This is a genomic window from Aestuariimicrobium sp. p3-SID1156, from assembly GCF_025144225.1.
Classification (GTDB): Bacteria; Actinomycetota; Actinomycetes; order Propionibacteriales; family Propionibacteriaceae; genus Aestuariimicrobium.
Genome location: NZ_JALXXB010000008.1, coordinates 57300 through 84113, shown reverse-complemented (window position 1 = coordinate 84113; position 26814 = coordinate 57300). Strand labels below are relative to the sequence as shown.

Here is a 26814-nt window from a genome sequence, read left to right as displayed (position 1 = left end):
GTCACGCTCTGTTCACGTGGACGTTACACAAGTGCGGTTGGATTCACGCGAGTGGCTGCACCCTGTGCCCACCCAGTTCCACCCCCGATCACCGTTCTCGTTCGAATCACCGTTCACCCAGGAGGGTCCATGTCCCCCGGCTTCACGCGTTCCCCCGGCATTACTCGGGGCGTGCTCGCGACCGCGTCCGCTGCTGCGCTGGCTTTCGGGCTGGCCGCGGCGCCGGTTGCCCACGCCGAGCTCGATGCGTCGTTCACGCGCGTCTCGACCACCGCGGCCTACCTCAACGCCAGCAAGGCGGAGGTCGCTGTCGCCGAGATCAGCACCGTCTCCCCCGACGGCACGACGCTGTACTACACCGACGCCGGTGGCAAGCGCGTGGGCCGCATGGACATCACCGACCCGACCAACCCCCGGCCGCTCGGCGCCGTGGCCGTGGGCGGGGAGCCGACCAGCGTCTACGCCTACGAGGGTTATGTGCTGGTGGTCGTCGACTCCACCGACGGCAACTTCACGAAGCCTTCTGGCCACGTCTCGGTGCTGGACGCCTCCACCCTGGCCGAGGTGCGGCGCATCGACCTGGGCGGACAGCCCGACTCGATCGACATCTCCGGCCACCAGGCCGTGATCGCCATCGAGAACCAGCGCGACGAGGAGGCGATGAACGACCTCGGCAAGGGCAAGAAGGGTGACCTGCCCCAGTCCCCCGCCGGTGAGCTGGCCGTGATCGACCTGGCCGGGTTGCCCACGACCTGGAAGGTCGAGAGGATCTCGCTCGTTGGCCTGCCCGGCCTGGTCGAGGCGTCTGATCCTGAGCCCGAGTACGTGAAGTTCTCTCCCGACGGTTCGAAGATCGCCGTCACCCTGCAGGAGAACAATGCCGTCGTGATCGTGGACGCCGCATCGCACAAGGTCCTGTCCTCCTGGAGCGCCGGGGTGAGCCTGGTTCACGACACCGACACCGCCAAGGACGGTCAGATCATCCTCAACGGCACCACCGTGGAGGCCCGCCGCGAGCCCGACTCCATCGGCTGGGTCGACAACAACCACGTCGCCACCGCCAACGAGGGGGACTGGAAGGGCGGCACCCGCGGTTGGACCATCTTCCAGGCCATGACCGGCCTCGAGGTGTGGGACGCCGGCAACTCCTTCGAGTACCAGGCCATCGCCAACGGCCACTGGGACGATTCCCGTGCCGCCAAGAAGGGCACCGAGCCCGAGGGCCTGGCCGTCGCCACCTACAACGGCGTCCGCTACGCCTTCGTCGGCTCGGAGCGCTCCAATTTCGTGGCCGTCTATGACCTGAGCAACCCCGCCAAGCCGGTGTACAAGCAGATGCTGCCGACCACCAATGGCCCCGAGGGCATCCTGCCGATCCCCGGCCGCAACCTGCTCGCCGTCTCCTCCGAGGTCGACGAGCCCGGGACTCCGGTGCGTTCGACGGTCGCCCTGTACGAGCTGGGCGCCGGCAAGCCGGTCTACCCCTACATCACCTCGCTCAACGACGGTGGCAAGCCGCTGCCGTGGCTGGCCCTGGGTGCGCTGGCGGCGTCTGATGAGCCCAACACGCTGTACTCGGCCTCCGATGTGGCGCTGAAGCCGAACAAGATCTACACCATCGAGACCGACAAGCAGCCCGCCCTGATCACCAAGGCGCTGCCGGTGACCAAGGACGGCAAGGCCACCAAGTACGACATCGAGGGCCTCTACGCCGTCAAGGGCGGCAAGGATGGCTTCTGGATCGGTTCGGAGGGTGACGGCAAGGACGTCCCCAACCAGATCGTGCGCGTGGACGCCAACGGCCAGGTGACCGAGGAGATCTCGCTGCCCGCCGACATCGCCGCGTCCCTGGGCAAGTGGGGCATCGAGGGCATCACCGCGGACCCCGCTGGCAAGGCCCTCTACATCGCCCTGCAGCGCGACCTGGACGCCTCCAAGAACACCCGCATCGTCCGTTACGACCTCGCGTCGAAGACCTGGACCTCCTTCGGCTACGAGCTGGAGAAGACCGACGTCGAGGGCGACTGGATGGGCCTGTCGGAGATCGCCTACGTCGGTGAGGACGCTGCCGGCGGTGTGCGCCTGGCCGTCATCGAGCGCGACAAGCTGGCCGGCCCCGATGCCCGCATCAAGCGGATCTACGAGGTGACCGTCGCCGCCGACCAGAAGGCCGGGGACATGCTGGCCAAGACGTTGGTCCGCGATGTCCTGCCGGACCTGCAGGCCACCAGGGGCTGGACCCAGGAGAAGCTCGAGGGCATGACCATCGCCGCCAACGGTGATGTGTACATCGTGACCGACAACGACGGGCTCAAGGACAACAACGGCGAGACCGTGTTCCTGAACCTGGGCAAGCTGTTCCAGGGCTCGGAGCCCACTGACCCCGGAACCCCGGCCCCGTCGAGCCCGGCCCCGTCGAGCCCGGCCCCGTCCAGCCCGGCCCCGTCCAGCTCGGCCCCTTCGTCCGAAGCTCCGACCAGCCCGGCCCCGACCTCGGAGCAGCCCACCACGGGCCCGAAGCCCCCGAAGCTCCCCGACACCGGCCGCTGACCAGCTGACCCGCCTCCCCGCGTGTGCCTCACACGTGTGCCCCTGCTCGCGACATATCGCGGGCAGGGGCTTGGGACGCAGGCAAGGATGCGGAGGTGCTGGAACCGGAAAGGCTCAACGCCACTTTCGCTGCAGGTAGCGCCGGTCCGCCTCGACGTCGTTGCGGTGGCGGTTGTACTCCCGGTTCCAGGGCGTCCGGGCGTGGAAGACCATGATCGCCTCGTCCTGCACGAAGACCAGTTCCCCGCTCGCGCGGCTGAAGAAGTCCTTGTGGTCCAGCATGCGGATCTGCTCGTCCCACCCGATCCGGCGAATCGACTCGGTCCGCGCCAGGTACACCTGCGGGGTCTTCAGCCGCACCGGTAGCCCGTCGATGACCTCTCCCGGTTCCCGCAACGGGTCCTTCCGCTTCGCGAACAGTTGGTCGTCGTCGAAGATGATCGTGTACCACCGCGGGACTTCGACCAGGATCGGCGCCACGGCGTCCACCTCAGGGTTGCGCTCCAAATAGTCCAGCGCCCGCACCCAGTCGGTGCCGTGGGTGAAGACGAGGTCGTCGTCGGCCACGATGACGTAGGGAGTCTCGACCCTCTCCAGGGCCGCATTGCGCCCCCTGGTCACGCCGGAATTGAATGGGAGTTCGACCACCTCAACACCAGGTTCGCTCGTCCGCCACGGTTCGCGTGAGTCGTCAGCGACGACGATCCGTCCGTCGAATACGCGTCGTGCGCTGCGCACGAACCGCTTCACCGCCTCGGGACGCTCAAAGGTCTTAACCGCAATGGTCACCTCCTGCGCGAGCCTCGCGTCGGGCTGTTCCCCGCGGTGGCGCCAGGCATCGACGGCCCCGACGCCGAACAGCATCGTCGAGGTCAACGCGCGGTGCAGCGGACGCAGCAGCGTCCCCCGATTGCTGTACAGCAGTGCCTTCACGCGGCCGGCGAACCCTCGGTCCCACGGATGATTGCTCATACGACCATCTTCCCAGCGATGGGGCATCGACGCTCCCCCGGCCCCCTCCCCCCTGTCATCTCGCACTAACCGCGAAATGTGCTCCTGCCCGGGCTGTGTCGCGAGCGAGGGCTTGGAAAACGTGCAAACGCGGAATGGCGTGGGGCGGAATGGCCCGGGGCGGAATGGCTGGGGGCGGGGCCGGTGGGCGTGGTGCTGCAGGTGCAGCTGGTCAGGAAGCAGCCTGCTCGAGGGGACGGGTGACCGGGTCGGAGCCGTCCCAGGTCTCCATCCCCTCGACGCCGAGGTCGTCGGCGTGGAAGGTGGGCTCCGCGCCGCGGCGACGCTGCTGGGTGTAGTTGCGCATCAGTGCTATGCCAACCTTGGCCAGCATCAGGACGGCAACCAGGTTGAGGGTGGCCATGACGCCCATGAAGACGTCGGCCAGGCTCCAGACCAGGTCGAGGCTGAGCACCGCACCAAGGAAGACGAAGCCACACACGACGACCCGGTAGACGACCAGCGGTGCCTGCTTGCGGGTGAGGAAGCGGATGTTGGACTCGCCGTAGTAGTAGTTGCCGATCACCGAGCTGAAGGCGAACAGGAAGATCGCGATGGTGAGGAAGTGGACGGCCCAGCCGCCGAGCTGGGTGGCCAGCGCGTCCTGGGTGAGGGAGGCGCCGCGGGCCTTGTCGCCGTAGACGGGGTTGGAGAGCAGCACGATGAAGGCGGTGATGCTGCACACGACCAGGGTGTCGAAGTAGACGCCCAGGGACTGCACCAGGCCCTGCTTGACGGGGTGGCTGACCGAGGCGGCGGCTCCCGCGTTGGGGGCTGAGCCCATGCCGGCCTCGTTGGAGAACAGGCCGCGCTTGAGTCCTTGCAGGAAGACGCCGAAGACGGTGCCGGTGACGAACTCGCGCACTCCGAAGGCGCCGAGCACGATGTCGGCGAACATGCCGGGCACCTTCTCGATGTTGAGCACGACCACGCCGATCCCCAGGGCCAGGTAGAGCAGGGCCATGACGGGAACGGCGACCAGGGTGAAGGCCGACAGCTTGCGGACACCGCCGAAGATGATCATGGCGGTGATGATGGCCAGCATGATTCCGACGACGATGCCCAGCACCTCGCGCTGGGAGGTGTCGGGGGCGATCTCCAGGGAGTTGCCGAGGGCAGCGATGATCGAGTTGGACTGCACCGAGTTGAACACGAAACCGTAGGTGACGCAGATGATCAGGGCGAAGGCCACGCCCATCCAGCGCTTGTTGAGGCCGCGTTCCATGTAGTAGGCCGGGCCGCCGACGTACTCGCCGTTGATGCGCACCTTGTAGGCCTGGGCGAGGGTCGACTCCATGAACGCGGAGGCACCGCCGAGCAGACCCAGCAGCCACATCCAGAAGATGGCGCCGGGACCGCCCAGACTGACGGCGATGGCGACTCCGGCGATGTTGCCGGTGCCGACGCGGGAAGCAGCTGAGATGGTGAAGGCCCGAAAGGAGCTGATCTGCTTGCGCCCCTGGTCGTCGTCGATGGACTTCTCCCTCACGACCCTGAACATCTCGGGGATGAGACGGATCTGGACTGCTCTGGTGGCGATGGTCAGGTAGAGGCCCGCCCCGACCAGGATGATGAAGACCCCGTACCACAGGTATTCGCTGACGACTCCGATGAGCTGGTTCACCGCGCTCCTTCCGTGGGGCCCGAGTTGGGCACGTGGAGATGGTGATTCTAGTCTCCGGAGGGGTTCGGACGACAGGGCCCTTCATCCCGGCGCTGCGACCGGACCCGGCGGAACCGACAGACACAAGATACGGGTAGTTGCACCCGTGTAATTCACTGCATATAGTGGTTCACGCAAGGGTTCGACCCACCCAGGTGGGTCGTCGCAAGAGGGAATCCGGTGAGAATCCGGAACTGTCCCGCAGCGGTAACCGGGAACGAACGCCGTCACCAAGCACTGGAGCAGCCAGCTCTGGGAAGCGACAGCCAGTAGGCCAGCCACCACGTGGCCATGCCCGGGAGTCCGAAGACCTGCCCTCGCCGTCCTGCAACCGCAGGGCGCCGGCACGTGCAGCCCCTCGGAGGGCCCGGCCGCGGGACCACAATCCCCCGCCGCCTCCAGGTCTGCTCGCGCCACCGTTGACGTCTCCGAGGAGCAGACATGGCAATCACGGTCTACAGCAAGCCGTCGTGCGTGCAGTGCACGGCAACCTATCGAGCACTGGACAAGCTGGGCCTGGAATATGAGGTCGTCGACCTGGCCACCGACGAGCAGGCCCTGCTCGACCTCATGGCCCGCGGCTACCAGGCAGCACCCGTCGTCGAGGCCGACGGCGAGTACTGGAGCGGGTTCCGGCCAGACCTGATCAAGGCCGTAGCCCGACGCGTCGCCTGACCGATGACCCAGGTCGTCTACTTCAGCTCGACCTCGGAGAACACCCACCGCTTTGTGCAGAAGCTGGGTCTACCAGCCCAACGCATCCCGCTGCGTCGGAGCACCCCCGCCCTCCGGGTCGAGGCCCCCTACGTCCTGATCGTCCCCACCTATGGCGGTGGACATCAGGGCGGCGCCGTCCCCAAACAGGTCATCGGCTTCCTCAACGACGAACACAACCGCTCTCTGCTGAGCGGGGTCGTGGCTGCCGGCAACACCAACTTTGGCTCCGCCTATTGCCTGGCCGGACGCATCATCGCCGCCAAGTGCGGCGTCCCCCAACTCCATACTTTCGAACTCATGGGCACGGGCGAGGACGTCGCCGCTGTCCGAGAAGGACTCTCCCACACATGGAAACCACTGTTGTCACCGACGTCGGGACCGAACCGGTCACCCAGCCCGACTACCACGCCCTCAATGCCCTGCTGAACCTCTACGACGAGAACGGCCACATCCAGTTCGAGGCCGACCGGCAGGCCGCCCACCAGTACTTTCTGCAGCACGTCAACCGCAACACCGTGTTCTTCCACTCCCTGCGCGAGAAGCTCGACCACCTGGTGGAGGAGGGCTACTACGAACCCGAGGTCCTGGCCCGCTACGACTTCGACTTCATCAAGTCGTTGTTCAAGCGCGCCTACGCGGTGAAGTTCCGCTTCCCCACGTTCATGGGTGCCTTCAAGTACTACACCTCCTACACCCTCAAGACCTTCGACGGCACCCGCTACCTGGAACGCTTCGAGGACCGCGTCTGCATGGTCGCGCTCACCCTGGCCGCGGGTGACCGCACCCTGGCCGAGCAGGTCGTCGACGAGATCATGGCCGGGCGCTTCCAGCCAGCCACCCCCACCTTCCTCAACGCCGGCAAGGCCTCCCGCGGGGAACTGGTCTCCTGCTTCCTGCTGCGGGTGGAGGACAACATGGAATCCATCGCCCGCGCCATCAACTCATCACTCCAGTTGTCCAAGCGCGGCGGCGGGGTGGCCTTGTGCCTGACGAACCTGCGCGAAGCCGGCGCCCCGATCAAGCGCATCCAGAACCAGAGCTCCGGGGTCATCCCCGTGATGAAGCTGCTGGAGGACTCCTTCAGCTATGCCAACCAGCTGGGGGCACGCCAAGGAGCGGGGGCGGTCTACCTCAACGTCCACCACCCCGACATCCTCGCCTTTCTGGACACCAAGCGTGAGAACGCCGACGAGAAGATCCGCATCAAGACCCTCTCGCTGGGTGTGGTCGTGCCCGACATCACCTTCGAGTTGGCCCGCGACGACGAGGACATGTACCTGTTCAGCCCCTACGACGTCGAACGCATCTACGGCACACCCTTCAGCGAGATCTCGATCACCGAGAAGTACCGCGAGATGGTCGATGACAAGCGCATCGCCAAGAAGAAGATCAGCGCCCGCAAACTCTTCCAGACCATCGCCGAGATCCAGTTCGAGTCCGGCTACCCCTACATGGTCTTCGAGGACACCGTGAACCGCGCCAACCCGATCGCCGGGCGCATCTCCATGTCCAACCTGTGCTCGGAGATCCTGCAGGTCTCGGCCCCCTCCACCTACCGGGAGGACCTCAGCTTCGAGACGATCGGCAAGGACATCTCCTGCAACCTGGGCTCGCTCAACATCGCCAAGGCCATGGACTCCCCCGACCTGGGGCGCACCGTCGAGGTCGCCGTCCGCGCCCTCAGCGCGGTCTCCGACCAGTCCAACATCGCCTGCGCCCCCAGCATCGAGCGCGGCAACCAGCTGAGCCACGCCATCGGCCTGGGCCAGATGAACCTGCACGGTTACCTGGCCCGCGAACGCATCCACTACGGCTCGCCGGAGGCCCTGGACTTCACCAACCTCTACTTCTACACGATCACCTTCCACGCGATCGCAGCCTCCTGCCGCCTGGCCCGGGAGCGCGGACAGAGCTTCGCCGGGTTCGAGAACTCCGACTACGCCAACGGCTCGTACTTCCGCAAGTACATCGAGGGGACGTGGGAGCCGCGCACCCCACGAGTGGCCGAACTGTTCGAGCAGGCCGGGGTGCAGCTGCCCACCCCCGAGGACTGGCAACGCCTCGCCGAGGAGGTGTCCCAGCACGGGCTCTACAACCAGAACCTCCAGGCCATCCCGCCGACCGGATCGATCAGCTACATCAACCACTCCACCAGCTCCATCCACCCCATCGTCGCGAAGGTGGAGATCCGCAAGGAGGGCAAGATCGGCCGCGTCTACTACCCGGCGCCCTACATGACCAATGACAACCTCGAGTACTACCGCGACGCGTACGAGATCGGGCCCGAGGCGATCATCGACACCTACGCCGCCGCCACCCAGCACGTCGACCAGGGCCTCTCGCTGACCCTCTTCTTCCCCGACACCGTCACCACCCGCGACCTGAACCGCGCCCAGATCCACGCCTGGCGCAAGGGCATCAAGACCCTCTACTACGTCCGCCTCAGGCAGCTCGCCCTGCAGGGCACCGAGGTCGACAACTGCGTCAGCTGCATGCTGTGAAAGGACCACAGATGAACCCCACGATCCCCCTCCTCCGCGGCGTCCAGGCGATCAACTGGAACCGGATCGAGGACGAGAAGGACCTGGAGGTGTGGGACCGCCTCACCTCCAACTTCTGGTTGCCCGAGAAGGTGCCCTTGAGCAATGACATCCCCTCCTGGCGCAGCCTGCGCAGGCCCGAGCAGCTGATGACGACCCGGGTCTTCACTGGCCTGACGATGCTGGACACCATCCAGGGCACCGTCGGAGCGGTCTCCCTGATCCCCGATGCCCGCACCCCGCACGAGGAGGCCGTCTACACCAACATCGCCTTCATGGAGTCGGTACACGCCAAGAGCTACTCCTCGATCTTCTCCACCCTGATCTCCACCGAGGAGATCGACGAGGCCTTCCGCTGGAGCGAGGAGAACGAGTTCCTGCAGCGCAAGGCGCGCATCGTGCTCGACTTCTACTACGGCGACGACCCCGAGAAGCGCAAGGTCGCCTCCACGATGCTGGAGTCCTTCCTGTTCTACTCAGGCTTCTACGCCCCGATGTACTGGTCCAGCCACGCCCGGCTCACCAATACTGCCGACCTGATCCGCCTGATCATTCGCGACGAGGCCGTCCACGGTTACTACATCGGCTACAAGTACCAGCAAGCGCTCAGGGACGCCTCGCCCGAACGTCGCCAGGAGCTGAAGGAGTACACCTTCGAGTTGCTGTACGAGCTCTACGACAACGAGGAGTCCTACACCGAGGACCTCTACGACCCGCTCGGCCTCACCGAGGACGTGAAGATGTTCCTGCGCTACAACGCCAACAAGGCCCTGATGAACCTGGGCTATGAGGCGCTCTTCCCCAAGAAGGCCACAGCCGTCTCTCCCGCCATCCTGGCAGCCCTGAGCCCCAATGCTGACGAGAACCACGACTTCTTCTCCGGGTCGGGCTCGAGCTACGTGATGGGGCGCGCCGAGGACACCGAGGACGAGGACTGGGCCTTCTGAGCACGACGCCCGGCCCGGTTGCAGGCCAGGGACTCTTGATCCCTGCAATGGCAGCGCTGCCGTCCGCGACGTACCCCGTGCTCATCGTGACGATGCCGCAGGTTTCGATGTGGAGGGTACGCCGTCGGATGTCTGACCCGCCAGTCCCCGCAGCATGTCCCGGGTTTCGGCATCCGTGCTGTAGATCACGACTCCCAATAGCCCACGCGTGAGTAATACCTTGTACACGTTCCTCACCAAGCGGTCGAAGAACGCATCCTCAACCCTCGAGCGATTCCGGAAATCGGGATCACGGTTGCGATCACGAACGGAGACCCACCTGTCTGTCCTCCACACCAGGTCCGGGCCGATGATCACCCCTGCATAGTCGTACTCGAAGCCCTGCGCGGTGTACACGCAGCCCACCTGACCGAAACCGGCCGGGTCAGTTGCCCACAGAGCGGCTGGAGGAGCACCTCCGGTTGATCGGTCCCCCTTGAGGTTCCAGGGTCGAGCCCAGCCGGCGATCTGGACGTCGGGCACCAGGGAGCCATCAGGCCTGGGATCGCTCCAGGGCCAGCAGTAGCCAGCTGCCATGCGCGCTCCGAAGCCCTCCCGTGCCCGGGCAGCGAGGCGCTCTTCCATGTCCTCGGGTGAATCCACGACCTGCACGTCGAATCGTCCGTCGGACTGCCACCGATGAGGGCCTTCTCCCTTGAGCCCGAGCAATCCTTCGACCCAGTCCACGTACCTCTGCGATCCACCGCAGCGGAATTGCGCGTCCAGGTCGATGCGGATGACGTCGATGCCTCGCTCCCCAGCAGCATCCTCGATGTCTTCGACGGTGCCCAGCTCCCCTGGCCTCACCACCTGGTTCTCGTCCAGCAGGAAGACCGGGACCCGGGCGGCGCTGAGCAACTCGTCGATCTGTGGTCTCCCGGTGCGAAGCGCTGCCTTCGTGTAACGGTTCGCCGAGGTCTCCCTGATCCGGTGAGATTCATCCAGGATGAGGCAGTCGAGGTCGTTCGGCTCGCTCTGCATGAAGGAGTTGAAGTACTGGAAGCTCTTCTGCACACGCGGAGCACCCTTGGCGGCCACCTTGCGCAGAGTCTGAGTGAACGAACGTGAACCAGTCGCGTGGACGACGGCCTTCCCTGGCGCGCCAGCTCGCCGAGGAGCGAGAGCGCGATCACGCTCTTGCCACTCCCAGGCCCGCCCGAAATCAGCACTGCCGTCTTCGTGTTCGCTCGGCGCGCGCTGTCCACCGCATGGCGCGCAGCGTTGAAGGCATCACGCTGCTCGTCCAGCAGGACGAACATTTCGCGACGTTGCACTTCCTCCGCGGCCAGCGCCATCAATTGCTTCGACGGGGTGACTTTGCTTCCGAGCAGTGCATCCGCGGCGTGGGTGCCATCGGCGTCGGCGAAAGTCGATCTCAGGTAGTCGACGAACTCACCGCGTCGCTGCCCGGTGAAGAGCTTGGCTGCCCAAGCTGCCGGCGCGTCCAGAAGATCGGCGACGCCGAGGTCGGTCGCGTTGTGCAGGTAGGCAACCCCCGCGACCGATGACGGATGCTCTGACAGTACGACGGTGTAGTCAGTGAGGTACTCGCAGTAGCTCCGCACCTGTTCGCTCGGGTGGGTGACAGGCCGGTTGAGCCCATAACCCTCGACGGTGACGAGGTCGTCGCTGTCCTCGAAACGAGCCGCGCCGGACCACTGCTTCAGCTCTACCTCGACGTACCTGGGCGCTCCGGAACGGTCAATGCCGGCGAGTACGGCATCGGCACGCTTGGACGTGAACGGGAGTTGGTACTCCAACAGAATCTCCACGCCTGGTCGCCCTGCCCGTAGGAGGTCCGCTGCGAGTACGGACGCACTACGTTGCCACGATCGCAGCTCCCCCTGGCTCGGTCGATGACCGACCTGATGAACCATGTTCGCGGTCAACACTTCAGCCAATGCGGCTTCTACTGAGGAGAATTCGCGAGCGGAGACTCGCAACAATGAGGACGGCACCTGATTGGCTCCCGGGCAGCACAACGATGTGTGCGGGGGAGCATGTCCTCATGGGAAGCTCGTCGATCCGCTGGATGTAGGTCATGGTAATGCCAAGTGCAGACGAACCCGCTCTGTTGGCGACTCACGCGTCCATGTTGTTCGAAGTGTCACACCGTGGCGACCGCGCCGTTCCCCGGCGACCGGACCGTCATCGGGACGCACTGGCACCTGCTTCGGTAAAAGGTGGCCTCTTCCCTGCCCGCCGGCACAATGCTACTTTTCAGCAAAGGTTTTCTTTCAAGGAGGAGAGATGCGTAACCCACTCATCGCATTTGGCGTGACCATCGCCATGGTCATGTCGCTGCTGAACCCGAGCTCCAGCGCTCGCGCCGAGACAGCCCCCGATCTGCCCGTTTCCGTCCCGGTCACGGGTGCCGAGGAGGGCCTGGGGCACGCCATCCCGGGCTCGTTCCTGTCTCCAGAGTCGTCGCTGGGCGTGGACGGGGAAGGCAACCTTCTCGCGTTCTACGTGTCGAATGGCAACTCCGAAGTGCCGATGATGTTGCAGGTCATGGATGTCGAGCGCCAGAAGGTCGTCTTCCAGCAGCGCGTTGAAGCCGGCATCAATTCCTGGGCCAACGTCTACTCCGAGGTGGAGAAGCGGCTCTACTTCGCCTCGACCGAGGGACACCTGTACTCGTGGGCGCCGGGTGACACAACCATCACATCGCACGGGATCCCTTTCCCCGGTCAGGGGATCTGGCGTCTGGCTGCCGCTCCGGATGGGACGATCTACGGCGGCACCTACCCCGGCGGGTTGCTGTTCACCTTCGATCGCGTGACTGGCACTGTCACCAGCCTGGGGCAGGTCAACGAGGGCGAGACCTATGTCCGCTCCATCGCTGCTGACGACGACTACGTCTACGTCGGCAGCCAGCCCAACGCCAAGCTGGCGCGGGTTGACCGCCGCACGGGCGCGAGGATCGAGATGGCGGTCCCTGTCGCGTCCAAGAACGCCGTTTACGACCTCACGGTCGCCGGTGGGTACCTGTTCGCGCGCGTCGAGTCTGCCAACACCATCGTGGTTTACGACCTTGATAACCTCTCGGTGGTCAACACGGTGGAGAAGGTCACCGGACGGGTGATCTCAGGTCTGGATCCCACCGGCTCGTTCGTCCTGTTCCGGATGGCCAATGGCGTCACGCCGACCGGCCTCTACCGCTACTACCTGGCCGACCACCGCGTCGAGTACTCCGGTTTCAACCCCAACGCCTTGCCTGGCGCATTCATCTGGCATCGCTTCGACGACCAGGTCAATTTCCCCGGTTTCACGATGGTGATGACCTTCTACCGGGGTCGCGCCTACAGCTACAATTTCCAGACCCGCAAGAGCGCCTACCTGGGCGAATCGCAACTGGAACCGACACCAAACCCGATCCAGACCATCGGAACGGGCCCTGACGGCAAAATCTACGTGCCGGGCTTCCTGTCGCCCCCGAGCATGGCCCAGTTCGACCCCTCCACGGACACCTTCACCCAGTTGCCCGGAGCCGGCCAGGTGGAAGGCCTGGGAACTTTCGATGACCTGCTGCTGATGGGTCGCTACCCCAACGGCCTGCTCGCCACCTACGACACCACCCGCCCCTGGGCCAACGGCAGCAACCCGCGTGAACCGCTCTCGATCGGCTTCGAGCAGGATCGACCACAATCGATGGTCCGTGTGGGCAACGAGGTGGCCGTCAGCTCCGTCCCGAAGTCGGGCCGACTCGGCGGTGCCATCACCATGTGGGACCCGCTGACCGGGGCCATGCGCGTTTTCAACGACATCGTCGAGAACCAGTCCATCGTGTCGCTGGCCGAGAAGGACGGGCTGATCTACGCGGGGACCAGTATCAACGGCGGCTACGGGATCGACCCGGTCGCAACGGACGCCAAGCTCATCATCCTCGACCCCCAAACCGGCAAGAAGCTGTTCGAGAGCGCCCCGATCCCGGGCGCGACCAGCATCGCCGCGCTGGAGTTCGACACTGACGGCAAGCTCTGGGCCATCGCCAACGGTGCCCTGCTGAAGTTCGATCCGGAGCAGCGGCGATTTGAGGCGATCGAGCAGGTGTTCCCCAGGACGAACACCATGTACGGCGCCGAGCAGGAGATCGTCATCCGTGACGATGGCTATCTCTACGCCACGAGCGCCGGGTCGCTCTGGCGAGTGGACCGTGTGTCGTTCGAGCGGATTCGCATGGCGAGCAATGGCGTCCGCCACCTCACGATGGATCGAGCAGGCAACCTCTACTACGGCCGAGTCTCCAGATTGTTCCGATGGAACTTCGACCTCGCCAGGACTGTCGACGGAACAGCGCCTGCGACCCTGGCGACTGTCGCCAACGCTGGCCAGCGCCCTGACCGAGTCTCCGTCACCCTGACGGCCAGGGATTCCGGGGCTGGTGTTGCTGAGACGCAGTACCGCGTCGACGGTGGACCGTGGCAGACCTATACCAAGCCCATCACCTTCCCCTCTGGGGGCACCTACAGCGTCGAGTACCGGTCGATCGACCGTGACCGCAACGTCGAGGGCACCCGCCTGGTTCAGGTGGTGGTTCGCAACCAGAAGGGCTGCGGCAACCACGGCGACAACAACAAGTCGAACCGAGGACGACCGGGCTGCGGCAATGTCGGGGGGAACCAAAACGCTGGCCAACCCTGATCAGTCCCACGTCATTCCACAGTGCGCCTCCGCTGACCAGCGGGGGCGCACTGCGCTGAGCACGGCAATTTCGAGAGGATCGTCGGGGTCCCTGCTAGCCACGTGGACCCCCTGTGCTTGCGCGCGACCGCCACGATTAGTCAGCTACCGGTTCTCCACCGAGGCCTCCCACATCAAGGACGGGTCGAACGTGATGGCCGACATGGCCACCCAGTGCTTCGCCGGCAATGCGGCACGCGGGATGAGCCTGGTGGCACTGCACAACGGCGGTGGAACCGGGATCGGGAACTCGATCAACGGCGGCTTCGGGCTGTCGCTGGACGGTTCGGAGCGGGTGGACGAGGTCATCAAGTCCTGACCGCTGTGGGACGTGATGTGTGGCGTGGGGCGACGGTCCTGGGCGCGGAATGAGCACGCGATTGAGGTGGGGGTCTGCCGCGAGTTTGATTGACACGAAGAGTCAGGCGGCGGCAGCCGCCTGTGTTGATTGAACCATTTCGAACTCGATGGGTGTGAGCCGGCCGAGTCGGGCTTGTCGGCGACGGCGGTGATAGGTCCGTTCGATCCAGGTCACGGTCGCGAGCCCCCTTGGATCTGCCCTTGATAAGACCGTGTTGTTTCGGTCGACGATCTCAGGTTAGCCACCGCTTGATGCGTGAGTTGTGCCTCCGAGAGGGTCGTTGTTGTGCACGATGGTGGAACCCAGGGGCCGTCAGCGGCTTACGTACACCCGCGGTCATCCATGCCCGGATAAAGGCCCTTATCTGCCGCCATGCGATGCTGGGTCGTATGAGCAACAACGCAGCGCCGTGGGTCAGAGCGCGAGGGATGGGTCGACTTCTAGCCCAGGAAACGAACATCTCGGATGTCGTCCAGTTCCTCAGCGATCGCGATCCATCACCGTGGGCGGACCTCGTCGGCTTCGTACCCGATACGGTCAGCCGCGAAGCACGCGATGCGAACCACGCCGATCTGCTCTTGTCCAGCGCCGCGCGACGTGCGGTCATCGAGGTCAAGCTCGGCCACTCGATGAGTGCGGAGCAGCAGAAGAAGTACGAGGTCCTTGCGTCCCAGCCCGACCTCTACCTAGCAGCGCTCAGCTTCGACGCCGGGAGGGTGGACGCCGACGCCGCGCGCTGGCGCTTCCTCTGTTTGAGCGACTTCGTCGGCGCGTGGGAGGACTCCAGCGACGAGTCAGCTCGTGTCCTCGCGCGCGAGGCGGCAGCCGTGCTTCGCAGCTGGGACAATTCGATCGCCAGGGTGTTCGCCCGCCGCGGTGCCGAGGACTCGCAGCCGCTCAGTTCGCTCGACCAGAAGTTCTTCGCGCGAGTCGTCACCCGACGGGTCGCATCCGACATCGCCGAGCGTGGCCGGCGCGCATGGGCCGGGGTGACCAGCGGCGGTGGGCTGCCCTTGGTTCAGGCATGGACCAACGTGCGTGGGGAGACAGACGAGCGAGCCTTCATCGCCGAGATCCGGTGGTGGGAGACCAAACCCGGTGGCGAGCTCCGGTTCGGCGTCGACTTCAAGCCGCGGCCCGGCGGTGTCGAGGACGAAGTCGTACGCCGCGCGGCCTACGACCTGGCGATGAGCATGGATGCCGATCTCGAGTACGCAAGTCTGAAGGCCGCAATCACCGAGTCACGACCCGACCTCGCGACGCTGCTTCGGCGCGACCGGCCGAGCCGACCGAAGTCCAAAGGTGACTGGGAGCCGGTCATCACTCACGGATTTGCCAACGCACCGCTCCTGGACGGACGCAAGAACAACCGGCAGCGCACTGCGCCCGGGTTCTATGGCGACGGCGCGCTGCGCTTCCAAGCCATCGCCGAGATCGACTTCGGGACAGCCACCGCGCGCGATCTGGTCGATCTCATTGAAGTCACCCTGACGTACTTGACCTCGCGGCAGCCGGGGTCCTGATCGACTCGTCTCCTCCGGTGGACGGCATGCGCGCCCGGTGAGGCTGAGCCTCCTTCGGCGTTAGGAGACGGGTCTACCCGTCCTCCATGTGCCGCTCAACCGCGTCCTCTTCGCACGGCGTCCTCCCGCGTCGCCAAGTAGTCAGCGATGCCAGCCATGCATCGACGCTAACCCGCGACGCGGCACGAATACGGGGCCCACGCGGGGCCCCGGCAAGGCCCCGTGATCGCGGCTCTCGCCGAGGACGCACATGGTCGAATCACCGGGTCGCCTTCCGCGTGATTCCGCGGATCCCGGGGACGCACGGGACGCACCCAGCCCAACACGTGTAACAACTGGATTCGACCGTTCTCATACCACCGGGGACCACGCGGTCGAGCCATCTGGTGACACGACAGAGGCCGGCCCCGAATCGGGAAAGGGCTTCTGACCTGCGGTTTGTTTGTGTGATCTTCCGTGAACCTCTGAATAGGGACAATGCGCCCCCTCCGGTGGGGTCTGGTCCCTAGGGATTCGGTGGATTGTCCAAGCCGCCCCGGCCGGTGGCGTTCACGCCACCGCCCTGCTCCGACGACGGCACGGCGATGCTGGCCCTCTACTGGCCCTCCTCAGGGACACCCGTCGTGCTCGGTGCGTCCTCCAGCGGATTCCACCAGTGACATCTGCATGAAGCACTTCATGCAGTAGACCGGCTTGTGAACAGCGCACTCGCAAGCACGGCAGTCAGGACACTTCCAGGCGTCGCACTTGTCGCAGTGACCTGGAGAGTCGCTGATCTCGAAGTCGGCCCCGCACGCTCCGCAGGTTTCCTCCCACTGCGAGTCGACCCAGTGTCGGGTCTGCGGGTTCGTCGAGGTGACGACGGCGATGGCGAGCCCCTCGTGGAGCGCCACCTCGATCCTGACGTCCGTCATTGCCTTCCCGGAGGAGTAACGGATCCCTTCTCCTCCGATCACTGTGTGCTCACCCCGTCCTCTCCCGCTCGCTGGATGGCGCGGAGGAGAGAGGGCTGGTGAACTCTCTTCCCCGGGTTGAAGGGGGAACCGTTGGCGTCGGCCCACCAGATGTGGCCCGCATGATCGGCCAGCATGATCAGGCGCTCCCCGGGTCGATAGAGGGCTCGAACGCAGCACGAAGTGGCGGATGCTTGGGTCTGCTGCACCAGAGCCACAATGCCGCCCGCCGTCACCCCGGTCCCGAGGTGTTCGACAACCCGATCCTCGGGGATGAGGAGTGAGGCCGCGAAGTCGTTGACGATCTTGTCCTCGGTGAGTCGAGCGTGCTCCCCAGAAGGGGAAGAACGTCGTACTGCCACATCTAGTCCAGGGCGAACAGGTGATGGCCCAACTCGTGGAGACAGGTGAAGTAGTTGCGACTGTCGTTCCGGTACCGACGAATGGTGATCAGCGCGGGCCCTCGGTCGCCGTCGTACACACCACCCAACTCGCACGCACCCTTCGGAGGCTCGGCAGTCCAGCGCACTTCGACGTCCGGCACCGCATCGAGTGGCATAAGGGGGAGTCGTGACATTGGAAGGCCGGTCCATCCTGGTGGTCAGAAGCGTGGATTTGGCCACGCCCCTGATCATGGACAACGCGGTGCCGCTCACGGCTTGAACCAGCGCTCGTGACGTAGCCTGACGGCGTGTCAAAGTCCGATGACAAACAGGCCCCTGACCAAGGCATTTCTTGGAGGGGATGGGTGTCTTTGTCTGTGACACCCCAATGTGGAGCTAAGGGGACTCGAACCCCTAACCCCCTGCTTGCAAAGCAGGTGCGCTACCAATTGCGCCATAGCCCCGACGCCTCGACCAGCGGTCTCAGCGGGTGCGGCCCGAGCCGCGACGCACCATGATACGCCCCCTCCCCGACCACGCGCAAAACCTGCGATCTGCGCCGAACGCCCGCGCACCCCGCCGCAGGCGTCCTAGAGTCGACCCATGACTGAGAGCACCCAGAACCTGAACGACGACAACGTCAACGCCGCCGGTGAGCTGGACGCCGACGCCATCCCCGGCAACGTGGTGAGCGAACCGCAGCAGCCCGAGCAGGACACTCGCGATCGCGCCGCCGAGGGCGAAACCACTGCCTTCGACGAGGGCGACCAGGCCACCGAGCCGCTGTCGGAGGATCCCCAGCCCGGCGAGCCCTCCTGACGTGTCGGACTCCACCACCAACACGGGCCCAGGGCGTCCGCTGCCCTTCGGCGCCAATGACGGAGCCGAGTCGACCGTTGGTGAGCCCACCCGGGCCCACGGCAACGAGGGCCGGCTGATCGAAACCCCGCCCGGCGGCATCATGACCGAGGAGGTCGGCGCCATCACCGGCCCGGTCGAGCTGTTCCTCGAACACAGGGTCGCACGTGTCCGCTACCAGGACGCCATCGACGTCTACCGGGTGACCGGCGATGCCGGCGATCGCAGCCTGGACGACATCGCCCGCTTGCTGACCGCGGACCCGGGCGTCGACGAGGACGGGAACGCCCGCTCCTCCAGCCTCGCCTGAGCCCCCCTCGACGAACGCTCAGTCGCCGGGGTGCGGCACCACCCACACGGCCCTGGCCAGCCGTTCCGGCACCGTACTCCCCGAAACCTCGCACGCCTGGCCGGGCTGCAGGCCGTGATCCCTGGCCAGTTCCAGGACCGCGGGGTCGGCGTCGGAGACCCTGATCACCCGCACGCTCCCCAGCAGTTCGGCATCGGCCAGCAGCACCGCCCCGTCCGGGAGCGCCGTGTGCCCGTCCGCGTCGGGGATCGGGTCCCCGTGCGGGTCGGTGGTCGGGTGCCCCAGGATCGCGTCCAGTCGCTCAATGAGGGTGTCGGAGACCGCGTGCTCCAGCCGCTCCGCCTCGTCGTGCACCTCGTCCCAGCCGTAGCCGAGCATGTTGACCAGGAAGGTCTCGATCAGCCGGTGCCGACGCACCATCGCCACCGCCGCCGACCTGCCCGCCTCGGTCAGTCGCACGGGCTTGTAGGGCGTGTAGTCCAGCAATCCCTGGGACGCCAACCGGCGCACGGTTTCGGTCACGTTCGCTGCTGAGGTCCCGAAGCGTGCGGCCAGGTCAGACGTGGTCGCCGGGCTGCCACCCCACTCGGTCTGGGACCAGATCACCTTGAGGTAGTCCTGGGCCACCGGGCTCAGCGCGTCGGGATGCAGGGAGGGCATGGACACGACGATAGCCGCGTCCTCACGCCCCCCGCCCGGACGCAAGCAGCCCCAGCAGGGTCATGTTCAGTACGACGATCACGCCGGCGACGGCCCAGCCGGCCGCCGCCAGCAGGCGTCCATTGGCGAACTCACCCATCACCCGGCGCCGACCGGTGAGCACCACCAGCGGGAAGAGGGCGAACGGCAGCCCCAGGCTGAGTGCCACCTGCGAGAGCACCAGCGTCCACGTCGGGTCGGCACCCACCGCCAGCAGCACGATCGCCGGCACCAGGGTGACCAGCCGACCCACCAGCAGCGGCATCCGAACCTTCAGCAAACCGGACATGATGCTCGCCCCCGCATAGGAACCCACCGACGCCGAGGCCAGTCCCGAGGCGAGCAGCCCCACCGCGAACAGGGTCGCCACCACCGGCCCGGTCGCCGCCGCCACCGCCGCATGCGCGCCCTCGATGGTGTCGGTGCCCGGCACCCCGGGAAGGTGGGTTGCAGCCAGCAGCAGCATCGCACTGTTGACCGACCCGGCGATGAGCAGGGAGAACACCACGTCCCAGCGGGAGGCGCGCAGCAGCTGCCGAATCCGGGAGGGCTCTCCCCCGCCACCGTGACGGTCGGTCACCAGCGCCGAATGGAGGTAGACCGCATGCGGCATCACCGTGGCTCCCAGCATGCTGGCCGCGATCAGCACCGACCCGGACCCCTGGAAACGCGGCACCAGCCCGCCCAGGGCCTGCCCAGGGTGCGGAGGCTCGACCAGCAGCCCGGCGACGAAACCGATGGTGATGACCAGCAGCAGCCCGATCACCACCTGTTCGAAGGTGCGCTGACCGTGGCGATCACGCATGGCCAACATCGCCATCGACATCGCACCCACGATTAGGCCGCCCACCACCAGCGGGATGTCGAAGAGGATCTGCAGCGCGATCGCCCCACCGATCACCTCCGCCAGGTCAGTGGCCATCGCCACCAACCCGCCCTGGCCCAAGTAGGCCAGCCGGGCCGGGCGCGAGAGGGAGCTGCCCAGGAGTTCGGGCAGGCTGCGTCCAGTGACCGCGCCGAGCTTGGCCGAAAGGTACTGCACCACCACGGCCATCACGTTCGAGATCACCAGCACCCAGACCAGCAGGTAGCCGTAGCGGGCGCCGGCGGTGAGGTTGGCGGCGACATTGCCCGGGTCCACGTAGGCGATCGCGGCGACGAAAGCGGGGCCGAGCAGGCGGGAGATCGCCGTCTGGGCGGGCCTCGCGGCGGCCGTTGCATCCGGCCCCACCGCAACGGTCCGCTCCGACGTGGTCATGAAAGTTAAGTTACCCTAACTCGCTCAGCGACCCCGTCGCCGTCCATGACCCACCCGCTAACGTGGGGGCCATGACTCGACTGACTGTCTACACTCCCCCAGCCGTTTCGCTGGCCAAGTCCCCCTCCCGCTCGAATGGCGTGGTCGTCGTGGGCCTGGCCAGCAGCTCCGGTGACGACGCGAACCTGCTGGGAGTGCCCGCGAACCTCTCCAAGGCCTACAGCAAGCAGCTCTCCAGCGACGTGTTGGAGCTCGCCACCGAACTCGGTGCCACCAGCGAACTCGGCGCCGTGACCGTGCTGCCGAAGACCTCCGAGGGGCGTCTGGTCGTGGTGGGCGTCGGTGAGGTCGACGTCACCCCCGCCCAGGTTCGCCAGGCCGCCGCGAGCGCGCTGCGCAGCATCGTGGGCAAGGAGAAGGTCACCGGCGACATCGCCGTGAGCTTCGACATCGTCGACCCCGAGCTGATCCAGGCCGCTGCCGAGGGCGCCATCCTGGGTGCCTACTCCATCGCCAAGCAGGGACGCGACCAGCGCGCTGCCGGGCCGGTCATCGAGATCATCTCCAACAACGCGAAGGCCGGGGACGCGGTCGAGCGCGCCACCGCCATCGCCGCTGCTGTCGCCACCGCGCGTGACTGGGTCAACCTGCCCCCGAACCTGCTCTACCCCGAGTCCTTCGCGGCCGATGCCGCCGAATACCTCAAGCCGCTCAAGGTGAACGTGGAGGTCCTCGACGACAAGGCCCTCGCCAAGGGCGGTTACGGCGGCATCATGGCCGTCGGCGGCGGTTCGGAGCGCAAGCCCCGCCTGTTCCGCGCCGAGTATTCCCCGCGTGGCGCGAAGCAGACCCTGGCCCTGGTCGGCAAGGGCATCACCTTCGACTCCGGCGGCCTGGACATCAAGCCTGCTGACGGCATGTACGACATGAAGTGCGACATGGGCGGTGCCGCCGCCGTCCTGGCCGCCACCGCCGCCATCGCCACCCTCGGCCTGCCGGTGCGCGTGATCGCCTACGCCTCGATGGCGGAGAACATGCCCTCGGGCAGTGCCTACCGCCCCAGCGACGTGCTCACCATGTACGGCGGCACCACCGTCGAGAACGCCAACACCGACGCCGAGGGCCGTCTGGTCATGGCCGATGCGCTGGCCCGCGCCGGGGAGGACAACCCCGACCTGGTCGTGGACGTCGCTACCCTGACCGGCGCCTGCATGGTCGCCCTGGGTCGCCGCATCGCCGGCCTGATGGCCAACGACGACCTCACCGCCGACACGGTGCTGGACGCCGCCGAGGTCGCCGGGGAACCCTTCTGGCACCTCCCGATTCCCGACCACATCGCCAAGGGCCTGAAGTCCTCGATCGCCGACGTCAAGAGCTCCGGTGACCGCTACGGCGGGGCGCTGGCTGCCGGTGCGTTCCTGCAGACCTTCGTGCCCGACGGCATCAGCTGGGCGCATCTGGACATCGCCGGCCCGGCCTGGAACGACAAGGACGCCTACGCCGAGATCCCCGCCGGAGGCACCGGCTTCGGCGTCCGGACCCTGGTCGCCCTCGCCCAGCACATGGCTCTCTGAGCCTGACTCGTGAGCAGGAACCCCCGATGAACCAGCGCCACGACGTCGTCGTCCTCGGAGCGGGCTCGGCGGGCTACGCCGCCGCCCTGCGCGCCAGCCAGCTCGGCCTCGACGTGGCGCTGGTCGAATCCGACAAGCTCGGTGGGACCTGCCTGCACCGGGGCTGCATCCCCACCAAGGCCTGGCTGCACGCTGCGGAGGTCGCCGACCTCGCCCGCGAGGGGTCGTCGATGGGAGTGGCGACCAGCTTTTCCGGCGTGGACGCGGGCGCGCTGCAGGCGTGGAGCCAGGGCATCATCGACCGGTTGCACAAGGGTTTGACCGGGCTCGTCGAGGGCGCTTCGGGCGTCACGGTCGTGCGCGGCCACGGGACGCTGGTGAGTGATCGAGAGGGGCTCGGTGTTCGCATCGCCGACGAGGTGGTGCGGGGCCGCAATGTCGTGGTCGCCACCGGCTCACAGCCTAGGACGCTGGGGCTCCCGATCGACGGGAAGCGCGTGCTGACCAGCGACGACGCCCTGCGCCTCACCGAACTGCCGGGGACGGCCGTGGTGGTTGGTGGTGGCGTGATCGGGGTGGAGATCGCCTCGGCCTGGCGCTCCCTCGGCGTCGAGGTCACCATCGTGGAGGCCCTGGACCGGTTGATCCCCACCGAGGAACCCGACCTCTCCAAGGGATTGCAGCGGGCCTTCCGCAAGCGCGGCATCCAGACCCGCTTCGGCGCCACGGTGGCCGGCATCGACACCACCGAGGCGGACGCGACGATTCGGCTCGCGGACGGTTCCGCGCTGGCCGCCGACGTGGTGCTGGTGGCCGTCGGACGCGAGCCGCGGACCGCCGGGCTGGGGCTGGCCGAAGCCGGCGTCACCCTGGAGCGCGGTCACCTGCGCGTCAACGACCGCCTGATGACCTCCGTGCGGGGGGTGTTCGGCGTCGGTGACGTGGTCGCCGGGCTGCAGCTCGCCCATCGCGGTTTCGCCCATGGCATGGTCGTCGCCGAGGTGATCGCCCACCAGATGGGCAGGCTTGATCGGGCCCCCACGCTGCCCAGGGATCGGGACCTGCCCCGGGTCACCTATTCCAACCCCGAGGTCGCCTCGGTGGGCCTGACCACGGCCGCCGCCGAACGGCTGGGGACTGTGCTGAAGCAGGACTACAACCTCGCGGGGAACGGCCGCAGCCTGATTCGCGGAGCGTCCGGGTTCGTGCGGGTGCTCAGGCTCGAGAACGGCCCCATCGTGGGCGTCCACATGATCGGGCAGGGTGTCAGCGAGATGATCGGGGAGGCGCAGCTGGCCGCCGGTTGGGAGGCGCTGCCCGAGGACGTCGCCTCGCTGCTGCACGCCCACCCCACCCAGGGCGAGGCCTTGGGGGAGGCCTGTCTCGCGCTGGCCGGGCGTCCCCTGCACTCACACGCCTGAAGGAGCCCTTACGCCGGCGACGTGAGGTCGGGTGAGGGGCCGGTGGAGTTCCTCACCACCAGCTGTACCGGGAAACTCTGCACCGTGGAGCGCACGTCGTCGCTCAGCGCCAGGCGCAGGGCCGCGGCCCCCATCTCCTCCAGCGGGATGTGCACCGTGGTCAGGGAGGGAGTCAGCTCCCGCCCCACCCAGATGTCATTGCAGCCCGCGACCGACAGGTCATGGGGCACCGAGATGCCATGGTCGGCGCAGTAGGCCAGCGCACCGATGGCCATCTGGTCGGCGGTGCCGACGATGGCGGTCAGGTCGTGCTGCCCCTCCAGCAAGCGGGCGGTGGCCTCGTAGCCGCCGTCGCGCGTGGCAGGCACCTCCAGGACCTGGGGACGAAAACCCAGCCCCTGGGCCAGGCCCTCGATCCGGTCGCCGGTCGAGGTCACCCGACCCGAACCCGAGATGACACCGACGTGACGGTGGCCGTGTTCACGCAGGTGCTCCCCCAGCATGCGGCCGGCCCCGACGTTGTCGGCCTCCACCCGGATGGCACTGACCCCCTCGCTGAGCGCGTGGCGGCCTATCAGCACCGTCCTCCCCGTGAAGGAGCGGATGCGCGCGCTCAGGGCTTCCTGGTAGGCCGGGTCGTGCAGGCCCGACCCCGCGACCACGATGATCGTGGAGCCGTGGGACTGCATCAGCCGGAACCCCTCAAGCTCCTTCTCGGGGTCACGGCCGGTGCTGACGATGGTGACCAGGCACGACTCCTCGGTGGCGACCCGGTGGGCGCCGTTGAGCATCGCATCGAAGTAGGGATCACCGACCTCACCGACCAGGATGCCCACCGTGCGCTGGGCGCCCTGGATGAGGGCGCGGGCGTGCGCATTGGGGACGTAGTCCATCTCGGCCGCGACGGCGAGCACACGTTCTCGCAGCTCGGCACTGACCGGGTAGTCGCTGCCCGACAGCACCCGTGAGGCGGTGGCGAGAGAGACGCCGGCGCGGTTGGCGACCTGCTTCAGGTTTCCGGCCATGGACGGAGTGTAGCCACCAACTCCTGGGTCCGCGCGACCACCGCAAGGCATTCCTCGGGGCCCACGCTCGGGTTGCCGGAGAGGAAGGCGAGGATGCGTTCGGCAGCGGTGGTGAAGTACCCGGCACCCACCGGTACCACCGTTTCCTTTCGGCTCCCGTCACGCGCGGCCCACCACACCCTGAAGGGGGCCGCCTGGTTGGCCTCCAGGCGCAGGCCGAGCTCGGTTCCGTCGACCGACCAGTGCGACTCGACCAGGCCGGGTTGGTGGGTCAGGGTCGCCTCCCCGGTCAGGAGGGATTCGCCGACCGCCGAGGCCAGCATGTCCACCGGGTGCACCCCGTAGAACCAGGCGCCTGCGTGGGGATCGCTGGGGTTCGCCCCTCCTGCGGCGCCCACCTCGAGCAGCGTCCCCTCACGACGGGCCCGGGCCACCTCCCGGCTCCATGCCAGGACTTCCGGTGCCCATCGCAGGGCCGAGAACGAGGTCACCGCTCCCCCATGGCGTGCGGCCAGTTCCAGCAGCCGCTCGGCATCAGCGACGCTGGCGGCGAGTGGCTTGTCGATGAAGACCCGCAGACCGGCTGACAGCAGCGGGGCCGCGAGCTCGAGGTGCTCACGCGCGTCCCGCGCGAACAGAGCCACCGCATTGACCCGGCCCGGCAGCTCCTCCGGGCGTCCCACGATGTCGGCGCCCTCGACCGGTTCGCCCGCCCCCGGCCACACGGCGGCCAGCTGCGCGGCGCTGGCCCCCTCGGGTGAGCGGAGGAAGGTCAGGAACTCTGCGCAGTGCGAACTTTCGGTCCCCACGATGCCCAGCCTCAGCATGGTCAACCCCTTCGTTGTCGGATTTGTAACGATCTCGTCGCGGCCCATTGCGTGGCGTCGAAGCCCCACGCTACAGTCACTCTAGTAAACGTTTTCGACGGCTGCTCACCCGGGCAGCCACATGTCTGAACGTGAACCAATGGAGGTTTGCATGAAGCGTCGTATTGTCGCCCTCGGTGCGGCACTTGCCCTGGCCATCACTCCCCTCACTGCCTGCTCCTCCTCGGATGACGGGAGCGGCACGTCGGGTGAGAAGAAGAAGGTCACCGTCTGGATGTACCCGGTGATCGCGGACTCGGGCAAGAGCGAGCAGTTCTGGTCCCAGACCGAAAAGGACTTCGAGGCCAAGAACCCGAACATCGACCTGAACATCGAGCTGCAGCCCTGGGATGGCCGCGACGAGAAGATCGCCACGGCGATCGCCTCGGGCAAGGGCCCCAACCTCGTCCTGCTCGGTCCGGACCAGATCCCCCAGTACCATGCCTCCGGTGGCCTCAAGTCCGCCAAGGGCGGGATCGACGACCAGAGCAAGTTCCTCCCCTCGGCGATCGAGGCAGCCACCGTCGACGGCGACATCTACGCCGTCCCGATCTACCACACCATCACCACCACGGTGTACAACAAGAAGGCGTTCACCGATGCCGGCATCAGCTCCCTGCCGACCACGTGGGAGGAAGTGAAGGCGGCCGCCCCCAAGCTCGCTGCCAAGGGCGTCGCGGTCATGGACTACTCCGGTGACCCCTCCATGACACTGAACCTCTCCTTCTACCCGCTGCTGTGGCAGGCCGGTGGCAAGGTCTTCAACGAGGACGGCAAGACCGTGGCGTTCAACAGCGCCGAGGGCAAGGAAACCCTGCAGTTCCTCGTCGACCTGCAGAAGGCCAAGGGGCTGCCCGCTGACGCAGCCACCAAGCCGAACAAGGTTGAGGGCGGCGGTCTGGCCTCCGGCAAGACCGCCATGGGCTACGCCCTCAACAAGACCGAGGCCGAGGTCATGGTCAAGGCGCTGGGCAAGGACGCCGTCGAGGTTGGCATGCCGCTGAAGGGCAAGGAGCAGGTGACCTTCGGCCTGCCCGGCCTGCTCACCCGCACCTCCATCGGCAAGGACGACGAGAGCGCCAACACCGCCCTGAAGTACTTGTCCTCGGCCGATGTCGCCGCGAAGCTGGCCAAGGAAGCCGGCTTCTTCCCCGCCCGCTCGGACGCCACGGTGGACGCCAGTGATCCGATGAACGCCACCTTCCAGAAGGCCCTGGAATACGCCCGGGCCGGCGAGGTCAACCCCAAGGCACGCCAGGTGATGGCTGCCCTGGTCCCGCACCTGCAGGCTGCCCTGCAGGGCAAGAAGACCGTTGACCAGGCCCTCTCCGATGCCGAGAAGGAGTGCAACGACCTGTTGAAGGGCTGATCGGCCCATCACGCGCGCGGGGGGGGGGGGGGGGGGGCCCCATCTTCACGGAAGATGCGACCTC

At 66.7% G+C, this 26814-nt stretch carries 21 protein-coding genes, 1 tRNA gene, 2 pseudogenes and 1 riboswitch; of the genes and pseudogenes, 14 read left to right on the top strand and 10 right to left on the bottom strand.

Going from position 1 to position 26814, the window contains the following annotated elements:
• Positions 1 to 129 precede the first annotated feature (129 nt).
• On the top strand, positions 130 to 2550 hold the full coding sequence (locus M3G03_RS09770; protein WP_259809509.1) for an esterase-like activity of phytase family protein: 2421 nt from the start codon (positions 130 to 132) through the stop codon (positions 2548 to 2550).
• A gap of 114 nt (positions 2551 to 2664) precedes the next feature.
• On the opposite strand, the gene M3G03_RS09765 is transcribed toward M3G03_RS09770, so the two are convergent.
• Positions 2665 to 3522, bottom strand: coding sequence for a glycosyltransferase (locus tag M3G03_RS09765; RefSeq protein ID WP_259809508.1), 858 nt, complete (start codon positions 3520 to 3522; stop codon positions 2665 to 2667).
• Positions 3523 to 3733: 211 nt separating this feature from the next.
• A complete protein-coding gene (locus M3G03_RS09760; RefSeq protein WP_259809507.1) occupies positions 3734 to 5185 on the bottom strand; it encodes a sodium:alanine symporter family protein in 1452 nt (483 codons plus the stop codon).
• 160 nt (positions 5186 to 5345) lie between these two features.
• A riboswitch (cobalamin riboswitch) is annotated at positions 5346 to 5558 on the top strand.
• A 107-nt stretch (positions 5559 to 5665) separates the two neighbouring features.
• Here M3G03_RS09760 and nrdH point away from each other — a divergent pair.
• Genes nrdH through nrdF form a run of 4 tightly spaced genes read left to right on the top strand, consistent with a single transcriptional unit; the run spans position 5666 to position 9428 of the window.
• Entirely contained in the window at positions 5666 to 5899 is a 234-nt protein-coding gene (nrdH, locus tag M3G03_RS09755) for a glutaredoxin-like protein NrdH (protein ID WP_259809506.1), read from the top strand.
• A 3-nt stretch (positions 5900 to 5902) separates the two neighbouring features.
• Positions 5903 to 6367, top strand: coding sequence for a class Ib ribonucleoside-diphosphate reductase assembly flavoprotein NrdI (nrdI, locus tag M3G03_RS09750; RefSeq protein ID WP_259809505.1), 465 nt, complete (start codon positions 5903 to 5905; stop codon positions 6365 to 6367).
• Positions 6289 to 8442: a class 1b ribonucleoside-diphosphate reductase subunit alpha gene (nrdE, locus tag M3G03_RS09745; RefSeq protein WP_259809504.1), complete on the top strand. Its 2154-nt coding sequence runs from the start codon at positions 6289 to 6291 to the stop codon at positions 8440 to 8442. The genes nrdI and nrdE overlap by 79 nt, the downstream gene beginning before the upstream one ends.
• An 11-nt stretch (positions 8443 to 8453) precedes the next feature.
• Positions 8454 to 9428 (top strand): class 1b ribonucleoside-diphosphate reductase subunit beta, encoded by a 975-nt coding sequence (gene nrdF / locus M3G03_RS09740; protein WP_259809503.1) that lies wholly within the window; start codon positions 8454 to 8456, stop codon positions 9426 to 9428.
• 81 nt (positions 9429 to 9509) lie between these two features.
• Here the strand turns inward: nrdF and M3G03_RS09735 are convergent, their stop codons facing one another.
• Positions 9510 to 10505, bottom strand: a complete 996-nt coding sequence (locus tag M3G03_RS09735) for a DUF2075 domain-containing protein (protein ID WP_259809502.1) — start codon at positions 10503 to 10505, stop codon at positions 9510 to 9512.
• Positions 10506 to 10531: 26 nt separating this feature from the next.
• On the opposite strand from M3G03_RS09735, the gene M3G03_RS09730 reads away from it, so the two are divergent.
• The 3 genes and pseudogenes from M3G03_RS09730 to M3G03_RS09720 all read left to right on the top strand — a co-directional run.
• Positions 10532 to 10975, top strand: a complete 444-nt coding sequence (locus M3G03_RS09730; protein WP_259809500.1) for a hypothetical protein — start codon at positions 10532 to 10534, stop codon at positions 10973 to 10975.
• A gap of 742 nt (positions 10976 to 11717) precedes the next feature.
• On the top strand, positions 11718 to 14111 hold the full coding sequence (locus tag M3G03_RS09725) for an OmpL47-type beta-barrel domain-containing protein (RefSeq protein WP_259809499.1): 2394 nt from the start codon (positions 11718 to 11720) through the stop codon (positions 14109 to 14111).
• Between the two features lie 104 nt (positions 14112 to 14215).
• A pseudogene (locus tag M3G03_RS09720) lies at positions 14216 to 14535 on the top strand (urocanate hydratase); the annotation flags it as partial.
• A 36-nt stretch (positions 14536 to 14571) separates the two neighbouring features.
• On the opposite strand, the pseudogene M3G03_RS09715 reads toward M3G03_RS09720, so the two are convergent.
• Positions 14572 to 14742 (bottom strand): annotated as a pseudogene (locus tag M3G03_RS09715) (IS3 family transposase); the annotation flags it as partial.
• 158 nt (positions 14743 to 14900) lie between these two features.
• On the opposite strand from M3G03_RS09715, the gene M3G03_RS09710 reads away from it, so the two are divergent.
• A complete protein-coding gene (locus M3G03_RS09710; RefSeq protein ID WP_259809498.1) occupies positions 14901 to 16034 on the top strand; it encodes a hypothetical protein in 1134 nt (377 codons plus the stop codon).
• Positions 16035 to 16642: 608 nt separating this feature from the next.
• On the opposite strand, the gene M3G03_RS09705 is transcribed toward M3G03_RS09710, so the two are convergent.
• Entirely contained in the window at positions 16643 to 16948 is a 306-nt protein-coding gene (locus M3G03_RS09705; protein ID WP_259809497.1) for a hypothetical protein, read from the bottom strand.
• An 813-nt stretch (positions 16949 to 17761) separates the two neighbouring features.
• A tRNA-Ala gene (locus tag M3G03_RS09700) sits at positions 17762 to 17834 on the bottom strand.
• Positions 17835 to 17973: 139 nt separating this feature from the next.
• On the opposite strand from M3G03_RS09700, the gene M3G03_RS09695 reads away from it, so the two are divergent.
• Together M3G03_RS09695 and M3G03_RS09690 are read left to right on the top strand one after the other, a co-directional pair.
• The gene (locus M3G03_RS09695; protein WP_259809496.1) at positions 17974 to 18189 is read left to right on the top strand and encodes a hypothetical protein; all 216 of its coding nucleotides are present in this window, start codon (positions 17974 to 17976) and stop codon (positions 18187 to 18189) included.
• A gap of 1 nt (position 18190) precedes the next feature.
• Positions 18191 to 18538: a hypothetical protein gene (locus tag M3G03_RS09690; RefSeq protein WP_259809495.1), complete on the top strand. Its 348-nt coding sequence runs from the start codon at positions 18191 to 18193 to the stop codon at positions 18536 to 18538.
• Between the two features lie 18 nt (positions 18539 to 18556).
• Here the strand turns inward: M3G03_RS09690 and M3G03_RS09685 are convergent, their stop codons facing one another.
• Complete coding sequence (locus M3G03_RS09685; protein WP_311197530.1) at positions 18557 to 19198, bottom strand: metal-dependent transcriptional regulator; 642 nt, start codon at positions 19196 to 19198, stop codon at positions 18557 to 18559.
• A gap of 22 nt (positions 19199 to 19220) precedes the next feature.
• Complete coding sequence (locus M3G03_RS09680) at positions 19221 to 20495, bottom strand: Nramp family divalent metal transporter (RefSeq protein ID WP_259809494.1); 1275 nt, start codon at positions 20493 to 20495, stop codon at positions 19221 to 19223.
• A 71-nt stretch (positions 20496 to 20566) separates the two neighbouring features.
• Here M3G03_RS09680 and M3G03_RS09675 point away from each other — a divergent pair, with 71 nt between their 5' ends.
• Both M3G03_RS09675 and lpdA read left to right on the top strand, forming a co-directional pair.
• The gene (locus tag M3G03_RS09675) at positions 20567 to 22069 is read left to right on the top strand and encodes a leucyl aminopeptidase (protein ID WP_259809493.1); all 1503 of its coding nucleotides are present in this window, start codon (positions 20567 to 20569) and stop codon (positions 22067 to 22069) included.
• A 26-nt stretch (positions 22070 to 22095) separates the two neighbouring features.
• Positions 22096 to 23490: a dihydrolipoyl dehydrogenase gene (lpdA, locus tag M3G03_RS09670; RefSeq protein WP_259809492.1), complete on the top strand. Its 1395-nt coding sequence runs from the start codon at positions 22096 to 22098 to the stop codon at positions 23488 to 23490.
• A gap of 8 nt (positions 23491 to 23498) precedes the next feature.
• Here lpdA and M3G03_RS09665 read toward each other — a convergent pair whose 3' ends face one another.
• Both M3G03_RS09665 and M3G03_RS09660 read right to left on the bottom strand, forming a co-directional pair.
• On the bottom strand, positions 23499 to 24515 hold the full coding sequence (locus M3G03_RS09665; protein WP_259809491.1) for a LacI family DNA-binding transcriptional regulator: 1017 nt from the start codon (positions 24513 to 24515) through the stop codon (positions 23499 to 23501).
• Positions 24500 to 25342 (bottom strand): Gfo/Idh/MocA family oxidoreductase, encoded by an 843-nt coding sequence (locus tag M3G03_RS09660; protein WP_259809490.1) that lies wholly within the window; start codon positions 25340 to 25342, stop codon positions 24500 to 24502. Before M3G03_RS09660 ends, M3G03_RS09665 begins: the two co-directional genes overlap by 16 nt.
• A gap of 151 nt (positions 25343 to 25493) precedes the next feature.
• Here M3G03_RS09660 and M3G03_RS09655 point away from each other — a divergent pair, with 151 nt between their 5' ends.
• A complete protein-coding gene (locus tag M3G03_RS09655) occupies positions 25494 to 26750 on the top strand; it encodes an extracellular solute-binding protein (RefSeq protein WP_259809489.1) in 1257 nt (418 codons plus the stop codon).
• Positions 26751 to 26814: the final 64 nt, after the last annotated feature.